At 46.9% G+C, this 13,418-nt stretch carries 5 protein-coding genes and 2 tRNA genes; 3 read left to right on the top strand and 4 right to left on the bottom strand.

The window, feature by feature from the left end:
- Positions 1-25: 25 nt before the first annotated feature.
- Positions 26-3,322: a miniconductance mechanosensitive channel MscM gene (gene mscM, locus Q0852_RS04510; protein WP_299014467.1), complete on the bottom strand. Its 3,297-nt coding sequence runs from the start codon at positions 3,320-3,322 to the stop codon at positions 26-28.
- Positions 3,323-3,540: 218 nt separating this feature from the next.
- Between mscM and Q0852_RS04505 the strand changes: the two genes are divergently transcribed.
- The 3 genes from Q0852_RS04505 (at position 3,541) to Q0852_RS04495 (ending at position 6,225) form a co-directional block, all read left to right on the top strand.
- Positions 3,541-3,628: transfer RNA gene (locus Q0852_RS04505), tRNA-Ser, on the top strand.
- A 24-nt stretch (positions 3,629-3,652) separates the two neighbouring features.
- Positions 3,653-3,743, top strand: a tRNA-Ser gene (locus tag Q0852_RS04500).
- Positions 3,744-4,590: 847 nt separating this feature from the next.
- Positions 4,591-6,225, top strand: coding sequence for a methyl-accepting chemotaxis protein (locus tag Q0852_RS04495; RefSeq protein WP_299014464.1), 1,635 nt, complete (start codon positions 4,591-4,593; stop codon positions 6,223-6,225).
- 227 nt (positions 6,226-6,452) lie between these two features.
- Here the strand turns inward: Q0852_RS04495 and Q0852_RS04490 are convergent, their stop codons facing one another.
- The 3 genes from Q0852_RS04490 to Q0852_RS04480 all read right to left on the bottom strand — a co-directional run bounded on the left by Q0852_RS04490 (position 6,453) and on the right by Q0852_RS04480 (position 13,217).
- The gene (locus tag Q0852_RS04490) at positions 6,453-8,909 is read right to left on the bottom strand and encodes an ATP-dependent Clp protease ATP-binding subunit (RefSeq protein WP_299014461.1); all 2,457 of its coding nucleotides are present in this window, start codon (positions 8,907-8,909) and stop codon (positions 6,453-6,455) included.
- 165 nt (positions 8,910-9,074) lie between these two features.
- Positions 9,075-10,976 carry a DmsC/YnfH family molybdoenzyme membrane anchor subunit gene (locus Q0852_RS04485; RefSeq protein WP_299014458.1) on the bottom strand — a complete coding sequence of 634 codons (1,902 nt, stop codon included), beginning with the start codon at positions 10,974-10,976 and terminating at the stop codon, positions 9,075-9,077.
- Positions 10,977-11,027: 51 nt separating this feature from the next.
- On the bottom strand, positions 11,028-13,217 hold the full coding sequence (locus Q0852_RS04480) for a molybdopterin oxidoreductase family protein (protein WP_299014455.1): 2,190 nt from the start codon (positions 13,215-13,217) through the stop codon (positions 11,028-11,030).
- Positions 13,218-13,418: the final 201 nt, after the last annotated feature.

Below are 13,418 nucleotides of genomic sequence, written 5' to 3'. Positions count from 1 at the left end.
TACTCGCGCATTTTTGTATCTGTTATTAATGAAATAGCGGGTGAGTTTGCTGATTTTTTATGGTCACTTCCAGCTGCGGATGGGCAATATCAATATGGTGCCGGATGAATTTGTTCTTGATCCGATTATGGAGGTCGTGGGTCAGGGTTAATCGGTGTGCGGTTTCTGCTGCGTAAGCCCGAACTTCAAAGTTCTGGCTGTCGGCTGTCAGGGTAAGGAAAAAGACCTCTGGCGCGGGATTATCGAGAACCAATTCGCATTCTTCCGCAGCCTCAAATAAAAGCTGGGTTACTAGATCGCTGTTTGCGAGGTATTTTACGCTGATGGATATGGTGACGCGGGTGATAGGGTCTGATAGCGACCAGTTGACAAATTGCTCGGTGACAAAGGCTTTGTTGGGAACAATGACTTCTTTGCGGTCCCAGTCAACAATGGTTGTTGCTCTGGTCTGGATCTTGGCAACCACACCGGTTAGTTGGCGAATAGTGACCGTATCACCTATGCGGATTGGTTTTTCGAACAAGATGATCAGACCCGAGATAAAATTGGCAAAGATCTCCTGTAGCCCGAAACCGAGGCCAACACCTAAAGCCGCGATTAACCACTGCATTTTTGACCAGTCGAAACCAACCAGTCCTGAGCCAATCAAAATCCCCATAAAAATAACCAGATAGCGAGTTAGCGAGGTGATGGCATAACCGGTTCCAGGAGACAGGTCCAAGTGCTGCAATATAAGCAGTTCCATGGCGCCGGGCATATCTCTTGCCAGAATTGCAGTAAGCCAGAAGGCTAACATAGCTAGTAATACACTCTTTAGTGAGATGGCACTGAGTTCATCAATGCCATTGATGGTATTGCTGACGTCCCATAAGGTGACATCTTCAAGAAAGGTAATTGCCTGATAAAAATCAGACCAAACCAGCGCGACCAGAGAGAGGTAAATTAATAGCAAAACCGAGCGCAATAGACGTAATGACTGGGCACTGATTTTGTCTAGGTTCACTTCGGGTTCTTCAACTTCGATTTGCATCTCGCTGCTGCTGAAACTTTCCTCTTTGTCTTCTTCTAGCTCTGCAAGTCGCTGGGCGAGGATCTCCAATCTTTTTGCTTTGGCACGGTCGAAGGCTAGGCGTCTTTTCTGGAGTAGCATCAGGCGTTTGATTAGGTAATAGACCAATAGGGTGATGATCCCTACGACCGCAGATATCTCAAGTTTGTTCATGATGGCTTGCGAAGAGGTCAGGTAGCCACTTAAAGCGGTATAGTTGAGAAGTTGTGGTGTGATGATCAGTGCAGACCAGAATAGGTGATGGCCGATACGGGCTTTATCTTCTGGAAGATCACCGTAGGTCATAGGTAATTTCATTCTATATAGCTGCCAGAGAAAAATACTGACAGCCAGATTGCTGATAATAAAAGCGAGCCGCCCAAGCGTAGCATTGACGTCAATGTCACTGTATAAGTGGGCAAAATCCTGTACGACCATCATCGGGACGTAGATCCAAAGTAATCGTCGGTAGTGGGAAAATGCGCCATGAACAAAGTGGGGCTCCCAGCCGAAATGCCTGATAAGTAATCCATCATCACGGACAAGTTCACGCATGAAGAAAAAAATGGTCAATGTGAGCGGGATGCTGAGGGCTTGCCCTAAGTGGTGGATAAATGGAAATTGCCAGGCCGCACTGAGCAGAAATCCAATTAGCGCAATGATGATGGGAATGGGCCAGGCTAGTGCAAAAGAAGCCAATATATTGAGATAACTGTAGCGGAATTTATCCAGGGTGACTTTGCCTATCATTTGACTGGTAGCTGCCAGGTAATTTATCCAATGCTTTTTTACCCAGCGATGGCTAAGAATGATAAAAACGATAAAGCCTGAAGTAGACAAGAGCTTGGTGGTATCAATGGTGGTTGGGACTTTACCCAGATTGAGCCATTGTAAGGGAGAGAAAAACCATTTTAATTTTTCCCAGGTGTTGCTGATCAGGGCCAGGTTGAGTGTATTGGTATCAGGCGCCCAAAACAGGCGTTTGGCTGCCAGATTATTGAGTTCCGAGAGGTTGCTGTTGAGCTTTTCGTAAGCGACTTTTAAGGTTGCCTGTTGGTAGATCAGGATATCGGAATGGTCGATTAGTCGGTCAAGTAAGATCAGGTTGATTTCAACTAGTTTTTTTTCTTTTTGTTGTTGCTCAGGCGTCAATGATTGGCTGACAGGGCGCAGGGATTGTTCCCGTAGCGCATCATATTGCTGCTGATATTCATATTTCTTGATTTGGCTTTGGGCGATATCCCGGTCGAGGGATTCAATCGGCGGCTGGCTGGGGAGCCGTTTCATCCGTGTACGAAGGTTCTCGCTGAAGGCCGGGCTGAGTTTGAGCCATTCGGTCATGGTTTCAAGATCATCGGCAGTTTTATTAACTACTTCATTTTGTTCTGAAGCTGTTTGCTGTTGTTGCTGTATTTGTTCAGTTTTGTTAGCGAGGGTACTCAAGTCTGAGGTATAGCGTTGATTCGCTTGCATCAGCTGTTTCAATGAGGGTGGTTGATTGGTCAGGTCTTGCTGGATATCTTCATTATCTACGGCTGATTTTCTGGCTTCGGTGCGCATGATGCGGCTGAGTCGCCGTTGGAGGTTGTTGCGATAGGCCTGACGGGCTTCAATTTCCAGGTTAATAAGCCGAATTTTCTGTTTGGCCAGAGTACGCCGATTTCCGGCACTGAGTTGTTTTGCTTCAAGAGCGTATAATTGGCTAACGTAAAACTGATGGGCAATTTCCAGCGTGAGTAGGGTCGTTTTATTGTCGTTTTGTTGCTGCTCATGCTGTAACAGGTTTTCTGTTTGCTTAATTTGTTGATGAAGTTGCTTAGATAGATAGGAAAAGTCATCAATCCCTTGCTCTATTGCCTGAAGTTCATTTTTATAATTGCTGCGACTTAATTCTGATTGGTTGAGGCGATTATCTTGTTCGGCGATTTCTAAGGTTAGCTGATCTTGTTCCCAGTTACTAAAATCGGGAAACTTTGTCATTGAAAAATCACTGATTTTTGTTTTTAGTGCCTGGGTTAGTTCATCAAAGTTTGTCACCAAGTCCCGGTATTTCTGTGTTTCGCTATTGAAATCCGCGGTTTTTTCCAATTGGCTTTTTGCTTGTGAGAGGGTATCTAGCGCTTTTACTACTTCAGGTGTTTTGTCTTGTTTCTGTATACGGACAATTTGTTCTTCAAGCAGGGCTAGGCGGGGATCGATGTATTCGGTTGCTGTTACAAGCCCTGCGGGGGCTGTCCATAATATTAGTAACAGTAGTATCCTCTTTATGCCCATAGAGACTTCCTTTGTAACCGGGTGATTCCCATTTGGTGCATGATTCAGCAAACTGTTAGAAGTGTAGCATTGAATAAAACTTACTGATTGGATTAAGAATAAGGCGAATTGAACTATTCATCAGCAGTCGAAAGGTATTTATAGAAAAGCGCTTGACCCTAATAGCCTCAACTATTAAATTAGCCACCGTTGAGACGCACAGCGTCAAACAACAATGTGGTGAGGTGTCCGAGTGGCTGAAGGAGCACGCCTGGAAAGTGTGTATACGGCAACGTATCGAGGGTTCGAATCCCTCCCTCACCGCCATCATCTTTTAAGGTGAAAAAATTTGGAGAGATGGCTGAGTGGTTGAAAGCACCGGTCTTGAAAACCGGCATACGTTTGTAGCGTATCTAGGGTTCAAATCCCTATCTCTCCGCCACATTTAAGAAAGCCGCTGAATCATCAGCGGCTTTTTTGCGTTTAGAGCGAGTGTTATTCGGGATTTGATAATCCCCTATGCCCAATGTGCTCCGATACATAAGAAAGCCCTGGCAGAAATGTCGGGGCTTTTTTGTTTCTATATATTTATCAGTTTTTTGTTTGGAATAGTCACTGTATTTTCTGTTGTTAACTCATATTTGCCTGCCAGACAGAATTTTTAATAAGCAATACTAGGTTAACAGTCAGTCTTGAGTTTATAGGTTGTAGTGAGGTTTAAATTCGTCACAGACAGAAATACAGTTTTTATTATTTATTGTTTAAGGAAATTTAAGGACGTGTCGCTTGGTATTATCTATGCGGTAGATTTCAATCAGGAAGTGAGCTGTTTCAGCTGCTAACTGGCGTTTCGGTTTAGGATGCTGAACGTATAAAAATTCAATTTATTCAATACTTAAAGGGTGCTTGGTATAAATGCCATGCAGCCTTTTTGTCGTTGATTTTTTCTAATGAAACTAATAGTGGTAAATAAAACGCTTCTTTTTGAGGTGAATTTCTGCTTTTGGCTTCATTGATATAATTATTTGAATTCCAGCTGCGGGTCAATGTTGACTCGATATTTGGTTGTGATTTATACAGCTTGTTAATAATAAATTGGAATTGTAATTTAAATAACTTTTGTAAGTTATTTACATACATTTCGAGATGAAAAATAGCCAGAGGTTATTTTAATTTAATTGTAACTGTTGGGTTTATGCCAGTGTGAGCTGCAACCAGAAAGGAGATGGTTAATCCAACGTGTAGTTGAGCCATGAAATTCTGCCCAAAGGGCAACAGGTTGTTAAATAATGACGTATAAAAATTTATCGATAGGCAAAAAAATAGCGGTTGTATTTGCGGCTATAGCTGCGGTATTTATCGCATTCGGCGTATTTTTGATAAGCGAACTGAGTTTGGTTCGCACGGGGACAATTAATTTTACCGACTCAACCATTCCGAGCGTTCTGTCGGTTGAAGAACTGAAATATGAAGTGTCAAGTGTACGCACAACTCAGTTTTTTACCCTGACTCATCAAGATGATAAAGCTCAAATGCGCCATAACTTAGAACGGACGCAGCAGAGTAACCGTCAGATTGAAAAAATGCTGGCAGACTATGAAGCTACTGTCGCTTCTGACAATGAGCAGAGAGTCTTTGATGCGGTAAGCTATGCTTGGGATACGTATCTGCGTGGTATTCGCGGTTTTGAGGCCGCCTCTGAAGCCGGTGATGCCGAAACGGCGGAAGATAGATTAGTTAATACTTATGATCAGTTTAACCAATTGATGATTGCGCTTGATGATCTACGCGAGCTTAACCTGGAGTTTGTGGCGACTAACCGTACCAATATGCTGGGTAGTATTAGCCGGGTTAGTATGTTTACGCTTTCTTGTATTCTTGGTGTGCTAGCGTTCATGGCGTTAATGAATGTGTTCCTGACACGTCAGATTTGTTTGCCGCTTAATTTGGTAATGGCTTTGTCGACAGAAATTGCCTCTGGCAATTTAACGCATGTTCTGAAGCGTGAGGAAATCGGCAACGACGAGTTAGGTCAGCTGGCGGACTCTTCAGTGAAAATGCAGGATAATCTGCGGGTGCTGGTGGAAGAGATTGTTGCTTCCGTTACCCAGCTAAGTGCGGCAGTGGAAGAGGTGAGTGCGGTGTCGGAGCAATCATCTCAGGGAATGCAGCAACAGCAAAATGAAATCACCATGGTGGCAACAGCCATGGAGCAGATGAAAGCGACCGTGGCCGATGTTGCCAGCAATACAGAAGTTGCCTCTGTCTCTGCAACATCGGCGAATGATGAAGCCAAGTTAGGCTGCAAGGATGTACAGGAAAATATTGAATCGATTTTGCGGGTCTCTCAGGAGATTGAAAATGCAGGCGTACTGGTCGAGCAACTGGAGAAAGAGTCAGCCAATATCAGCATGGTTGTTGATGTTATTCGTGATATTGCTGAGCAAACCAACCTGCTGGCACTCAATGCAGCAATTGAGGCTGCGCGAGCTGGTGAGCAGGGGCGTGGTTTTGCCGTAGTTGCTGACGAGGTTCGTACCCTTGCTGGTCGAACCCAAGATTCAACCGGTGAAATCGTCACCATTATTGAAAAGCTGCAGAAGAGTGCTAATGAGACTAAAGAAGCCACGAGTGGTAGCTGCAGTATGATCCAGGAATGTGTTACTCAGAGCCAGAGTACCGGCGATACGATTCAGAAAATTGAGCAGACGGTTGCTCAAATTGCTGATATGAGTCAGCAAATTGCCAGTGCGTGCAGCGAGCAGGATTCAGTGACGGAAGAACTGGGTCGTAATATTGAAAGTATTCACCAGTCATCGACAGAAGTGGCGGTGGGAGCTGAGCAAACGGCCAAGGCAAGTGTCGAGCTGAGCCAACTTGCTGCGAATTTGCAGTCAATGATGAGCCGTTTTCGTATTTCTTGATGGAATGACGTGCTGATACTAATCTACGTAGGTATTTGATCATTTTGGCTTGTTAAAATGATCTGAACTCTTACCAATCCCGATTGGTATAACTTAGTGAGGACTGTGGCATTTCGCTGGGTTATTGATCATCGCGCAATATATAAAGAGTCTGAATGCAATGAGCATATTCAGGCTCTTTATTATTATTTTACTTTTGGCTGCCTTTGGGTTGGTAATTTCCTTGATTAAGACGTTAAAACTTTCTCACCATTAACCTGGAAGTATATTTTATTATTTTCTAAAGTGACTTCGACAGCACATTGGTTTTTTCCTCCCTGATTTATCAGATATGAAGCCAGCGGGTTTTCCAGCTGCTTTTCTATCTCCCTGCGTAGTGGTCTGGCTCCAAAATTGATATCGAAACCGTCAGTTGCCAATTTTTCTATGACTGCTTCATCCACATTAAGGATGATTTCTTTTTCTTCCAGCCGTTTTTTTAGCTCGGCAATCATCATATGGGCAATCAGTAAGACATGGTTACGCTCCAGAAAATGAAATACGATGATGTCATCGAGGCGATTTAAAAATTCCGGTTTGAAGAAGCGCTTTACCTCTTGAAGGACGTTGCGTTTAGCTTCTTCATAGCTTGGGGTCACGGAATACATGAAGCCGATTTGTTTGCGTTCCGGGCCGAGTGTTTCGACTCCCAGATTTGAGGTACCGATGATTACGGTATTGCGGAATGAGACTTGTCGTCCCTGGGCATCGGTCAGGTGGCCGTCTTCGAGGATCTGCAATAACATGTTGAAGACATCCGGGTGGGCTTTTTCGATTTCATCCAGCAGGACAACCGAGTAAGGATTGCGCCGTACCTTTTCAGTCAGCTGGCCGCCTTCGCCGTAACCTATATACCCTGGTGGTGCACCGATCATTTTTGAAACTTCATGCCGCTCCATATATTCGGACATGTCGAGCTGGATAATGCGTGATTCGTCATCAAGAAGAAATTCAGTCAGGGCTTTGGCAAGGGCTGTTTTACCGGAGCCGGTCGGGCCGAGAAACAGAAATGAGCCGATGGGACGTTTGGATTCCGAAATACCGGCGCGGTTGCGGCGGATGGCATCGGATATTGCATTGATGGCATCATCCTGACCGGCAATACGTTTATGGAGGTTTTCTTCCATGTTGGCCAGCTTATCGGCTTCGGATTCAACCATTCTGGCAATGGGTATCCCGGTCCATTTTGCGACTACTTCAGCGATGTCCTCGGCAAAGACGACTTTTGCTGTATTGGCGGTGGCTTTTTGCCAATCTTGCCGTTCGCTCTCGAGATCTTCGAGTAATTTGCTGAGCTCCATTTGGTGCGCGGCAGCGGTTTCATAATCCTGCTGATCAAAGGCGGCCTGCTTTCTGCTGAGCAGTTGTTGGCGCTTGCGTTCCAGTTTGCGTAATTTGGTTGGCATTGCGATAAATTGCAGGCGCTTTCTGGCGCCGGCTTCATCCAGTAAGTCAACGGCTTTGTCTGGCAGGAAGCGATCGGCAATATAGCGCTCAGATAATCGGGCGGCCGCTTGCAGGGCTTCGCTGTCATAGCTGATTTGGTGGTGCTTTTCGTAGCGGGGGGACAGGCCTTCCAGGATCTGTACGGTTTCTTCCAGGGTCGGCTCCTGAACCAGTATAGGCTGGAAGCGGCGCTCCAGGGCTTTGTCTGATTCGACATACTTGCGGTATTCGTCGGTGGTGTCAGCTCCAATCACTTGCAGGCTGCCTTTGGCAAGTGCGGTTTTTAGCAGGGAGGGGGCATCCATTCCGCCGGGTGAGGAGCCGCTTCCTACCACGGTATGCAGTTCATCGATAAAAAGGATAATGCGCCCTTCTGCCTCGATTACCGCGTCTCGTACACTGACCAGTCGTTGCTCAAATTCGCCCCGCATATTTGAGCCGGCAACGATCTGGGCCATATCGAGGGAGAGGATACGCTTGTTGATCAGAGTTTCGGGAACATCTGCCTCCGCTATGCGTTGTGCTATGCCTTCAACGATGACTGTTTTGCCTACACCGGCTTCGCCGATGAGAGCCGGGTTATTTTTCTTGCGCCGTGAGAGGGTCTGGATCACCCGGCGCATTTCTTCTTCTCGCCCAATCACCGGGTCCAGTTCTCCCCTTAGTGCCAGTTCGGTCAGGTCTATCGTGTACTCTTTGAGAACGTTTACTTTACTTTCAGCATCTGCTGTTGTCAGGATATTACCTTCACGTTTTTTTAGTAATTCAGCCCGTATTTTTTCCGGGGTTAAACCTGTCATGGTCAGGATGCTGGTGGCCGGGCCTGATTGCTCACTACAGAGTGCTGTCAGCAGGATCCCGGTACCGATATAGGTGTCGCCGATACGGTTGGCTTCCTGGCTGGCAATTTCCAGCACCTTGTCGGCGTCGGGAGAGGTGGTGACCTTCTCAACATTCACGGTAGGTTGCGGGGGGTGACGCTGGTAGATTTGATCCATCATGGCTTTGCGTTTGGCGGCATGGTCGGGCAATAAGGCGGTCAGGACCTCCAGTGCCTCGGATTTATCCTGTAGCAGCAGCCCGAGAAGGATAAAGTCTGAGGTTAGGGTATTTAAGTGTAAGCTGAGCAGTTCATTGACTGCCAGTTGCAGTATTTCATGGACTTTTTGTGTGCTTTGGTGAATATACTGCTGAAACATAGTTAGACCTTTGTTCTGAAGAAAGTAGCCTCAAGCTCACTATTTTCTTCGACGAAATGTTTTAAAAATATAGACCAACAACCCAAATACCTTCTTTATGAAAAAGTGCTACGCCCTTGCGGTATAGCAAGGGCGTAGCATTTTATTGCTCGTTTTTAATGTTGACTAATGAGAGTCCGCCACAACGCCTGTTTGCGGCATATCGGTTAGGCCGACGTCTTTGGCATGTTGTTCAAAACCTTTGTTCTTCCAGAAAAACGCCCCTGGCATTGTGGTGGGGATCACCAGAATGTAGAACAGGGCGCGGCTAACTAGTGCTGTGGCGATAATAGACACTATCGGCATTAACCAAAATAGGGCTTTATAGCCTGACGGTGCCCATGCATTTAGTAGCATCAAGCCGAGGATGTTGGCTATTAGTAAGCTATTGCGCGCCAGATAGGTTTTACCAAACGTCGTACATTGCACATAATGTGAAGCTGCTCCTTCGCCTTGTTCCTTGTTCATATGACGAGCGTGGAACCATAAACCGATACCTTCAACCAGCAATCCAAGGATTACAATTGGCGTAAGCTGGTTAAGAAGCGGATATAAGCTGTTGTCGCCAAGTATGCTCACTAGCGCCAATACCATTGGGCCAATAGTTAATACTGAGCCGGCAAAAGAGCAGGCTGTCTGCCAGTGATCCCAGAAAGGGCGGGCCTTGATTCGATAGCTGCAATACATAAAGTACAGGCCGAAGGCCGCACTGATCACGGCCAGAGAGCCGAAGGCTTGGGCAAACCAGTCTATGACGTTAATATCGACTAATAAGCTTAATGCTGTACAGACGCTGTAGGTGCCCATAAATGTAAAGAACAGGGCAACACCAAAGGCTTCGCGGCTGACGGGTGAATAGCGCAAGTTATTAAAGCCGCGATAGAAACGCCATGGTTTCCCTAAATGCATGGTTGAAAGTAAGAGTCCGCCAGCCTGCATGACGAGGAGCAGTGCCAACAGTGCCAGTTCTACGCCTGAATTGAATAGATCAGCCAGGCTGGATATGGCAAATATTTTGGCAAAAAAGAGCAGGGTAAAGGCGCCTATCGCGCTTTGGGTTAACAAGGTAAACAGAACCAGAGGGTTTTCGCGAGAGCTTAAACGCTTGAGATTCCATGCTGTTTCTTTTCCTGCTTTTTCATCAACCACGGAGCGGAATGTACCGTCTTCCTGCTTGTGATATTTGAGCGGCATGAAATCGGTTCGAGTCATCTCAATCTGAATGCTGTTGGTTTGCTGAAAGCGGATATTAGGATGAGTGATCTCCGGTGATGGAAAGCCAGGGATCTCCGTTTTACACTGCTCGCGGTTTTCCGGGGTATTCTCGATCACCCCAAAATTAAGGGCATTGCCTAAACAAGCGGAGACGCATGCCGGTTTCAGGCCTTCTTCGAGGCGATCGACACACATATTACATTTGGATACCCGCCCCTGAATGGGATCTAGCTGCGGCGCATTATAGGGGCAAACCCAGGTACAATAGCCGCAACCAAAACAGGTTTCCGGATCCTGCAGAACAGCACCATATTCCGCATGCTTGGTGTAGGCACGGGTCGGGCAGCCTTTAAGGCAAACAGGATCGTCACAGTGGTTGCAGGCCATAGAGATATTAATCCGGCGATAGTCGGGGTAGCTACCGCTTTCTACATAGCCGACATTCCTAAAGCTGATATGGGCCGGGTTGTCATTTTTTTCGCTGCAGGCAGCTTCACAGGCATGGCAGCCGATACAGTTATCGGCGGTAAAGTGAAACCCGTGTTGCTTGTTCCGGTTCGGATTTGTCCCTACTTTGGGGTTTTCATTGATCATCATGGGGCGATACTTGGGTAAGGTATCGTCACTCAGTTCGATTAAGTCGATTCGCTGGCCATAGCGGTTGGTCTCTTTTACTTCTTTATCTTGCAGGCGCGCGTAATCCTGCTCTTTGTCACGCACATCAAAGATAGCGACACCGGGGGTGACTTCTGGCTTTTCTGGTGCCCCTATTTTGTCTAATTTGTCTCTGAATTTTTTTACGACTTTTAACATGACTGTCTCACTCCAAAGTTAAAACTGGATGCCACCGGCTGTCTACCGTGACTAGAAATCACGGCGTTCTTTATTGAGCTTGGCTGCAAGCGTCTGATCGATGGGCACAATACGAACGGCACTTTGCTTAAACGCGGGTTGACGTGAATGCGGATCCAGCAAGCCTAGTGACAGGCGGTTAACACAGTCATGAAAGTGAAAGGGGATAAATACCGCGTTAGGAGCCACTCGCTGGGTGAGTTGTACCATCACGACGGCATCGCCACGGCGGGAGATCAGCCTGACATAGCTTTGGTGTTGGATACCGAGCTTGATTGCCGCATCCGGGTTCATTTCCATGTACGGTGTCGGGCTATATTTGTTTAGATTACCTAACTTGCCGGTACGGGTGCGGGTATGAAAATGCTCAACTACCCGACCACTGTTGAGCCAGAATGGGTACTCGTTGCAAGGCCGCTCATTGTTATCGACAAAGGGCAGGGGGATCAGGTTGGCTTTGCCGTTCGGGGTTTGAAATATACCGTCGGTGTAAAGCCGGGCATCACCCTGCTGGCTTTCATCACCCTCGCGATATGGCCACTGAATGCCTTTGGCCTGCTCGATTTTGGCATAGCTCATACCAGAAATATCCAGCGTGCGTCCCTTGCCTTTAGACAGCAGCTTCATCTCTTCGAATACACCTTCGGTGTGTTCCGGAAAATGGATTTTCTCGCCGTTGGAAAAGCGTTTGGCCAGCTGGTTAAAGATCCAGAAATCCGGTTTGCTGCTCCCTTTTGGCGGCAGCACATTGGTCACTCTATTTACCCGGCGCTCGGTATTGGTAAAGCAGCCCTCTTTTTCTGCCCAGACGGCGGCTGGTAGGTAAAGGTGGGCATACTGGGTAGTTTCAACATCTTGGTAGGCATCCTGTACCACTAAGAAATCCAGTTTTTCCAGAGTCTTGCGAATGCGAGAGGTATTCGGCATCGAAGTCATCGGGTTGGTTGCAACCAGCCATAATCCCTTGATTTGACCGTTCTCAATGGCCGGAAAGATGTCGGTTTCAGTCAAGCCTCTTTTTGTCGGGAAAAAGGAAGGTTCAATACCCCAGAAGTCTGCAATTTCCTGTTTGTCCTGTTCTTTTTCCAGATAACGGTAGCCGGGGAGTCCCGAGCAGGATGACCACTCACGGGTACCCATGGCATTGCACTGGCCGGTAATAGACAGACTGGTGCCACCGGGCTTGCCGATGTTTCCGGTCAGTAGTGCCAGGCTGTTGCAACCTGTGACGCCATCGCTGCCGTGGGTGCTCTGATTTATCCCCATAGTCCAGATACTCATGGCGGAGTCGGCTTTGGCAAAAATACGGGCAACCTGACGGATCGTATCTTCGTTAATACCACAGATCTTGGCTGCTGTGGTTGGGTCATAATCTTTGACACAAGCTGCCAGCTGATCGAAGTCGTTGGTATGTTTTTCGATATAGGTGCGATCTTCTAAGCCTTCTTCAAGGATCACGTGCATCAGGGCATTTTGTAGGACCACATCTGTGCCGGGCGTAATCGGTAGATGGATGTCGGCAAATTGCGCCAGCATAGTAACCCGGGGATCTACCACAATCAGCGGGAAGTGACGTTTCTCTCGTGCTTCTTTTAGGCGCCAGTAAATCACCGGGTGTTGTTCAGGTAGATTAGAACCCCAGGCGATAAGGCAGCCTGTATGGGAGAAATCGTCATAACAGCCGGGTGGCCCGTCAGAACCAAACGAGCGTTTATAGCCGGAAACTGCGGAGGCCATGCAGAGCGTGGTATTACCGTCATAATTATTGGTGCCGATGCAGCCCCGGACTAATTTACCTAAGGTATAGAATTCTTCTGTTAATAGCTGGCCTGTCGATACCACTGCAAATGCATCGCGGCCATGCTGATCCTGAATGGCTTTAATTTTATCGGCCATGGTATCGAGCGCATGATCCCAGGCGGTTTCCTTAAAATCATGATGGAATCGGTCGCGGAGTAAAGGCTTATCACCTCGGCCTGCTGCTTCGAAAAGCTCATGTTCAAAAATGCCTTTAATGCACAGTTTGCCCCGATTGACATCTGCGCTTGCGACTCCGCGACTGGCGACGGCTTTCCCTTCTTCATTGATTCCTACTTCAATGGAGCACCCTGTTGAGCAATAACCACAAGTGGTGTACTTCCATTCCACGACTTTTTTATCCGCGATGCGAATGGGCTTTTGATCTTCTCGTCCAAACAGCATGTTTGCTCCCTTCCAATATCACCAGTAGCCAATGAAGGCCTGTTTCAACTTTTCAGTAATCCTATGCATAAACGCCAAGCACAAACTGCGCCAAGCTTATTTTGAAGTTTAATATCAATCTGTTACGTGTATTTGGTGCATGTTTGGTGAGTCTTTATCTGTTATCAGGGCAGCTTTCGCACTTCAACTGTGCGTTTTGTT

The sequence above is a fragment of the uncultured Photobacterium sp. genome (assembly GCF_947502415.1).
Lineage (GTDB): Bacteria > Pseudomonadota > Gammaproteobacteria > Enterobacterales > Vibrionaceae > Photobacterium.
The sequence above is the reverse complement of the archived record's forward strand: the minus strand, read 5'-3'. Positions and strand labels throughout refer to the sequence as shown.

Excerpts from the sequence above, each read along its gene's own strand:
- mscM (WP_299014467.1), bottom strand. The coding sequence starts at position 3,322 with ATGGGCATAAAGAGGATACTACTGTTACTAATATTATGGACAGCCCCC.
- Q0852_RS04495 (WP_299014464.1), top strand. The coding sequence starts at position 4,591 with ATGACGTATAAAAATTTATCGATAGGCAAAAAAATAGCGGTTGTATTT.
- Q0852_RS04490 (WP_299014461.1), bottom strand. The coding sequence starts at position 8,909 with ATGTTTCAGCAGTATATTCACCAAAGCACACAAAAAGTCCATGAAATA.
- Q0852_RS04485 (WP_299014458.1), bottom strand. The coding sequence starts at position 10,976 with ATGTTAAAAGTCGTAAAAAAATTCAGAGACAAATTAGACAAAATAGGG.
- Q0852_RS04480 (WP_299014455.1), bottom strand. The coding sequence starts at position 13,217 with ATGCTGTTTGGACGAGAAGATCAAAAGCCCATTCGCATCGCGGATAAA.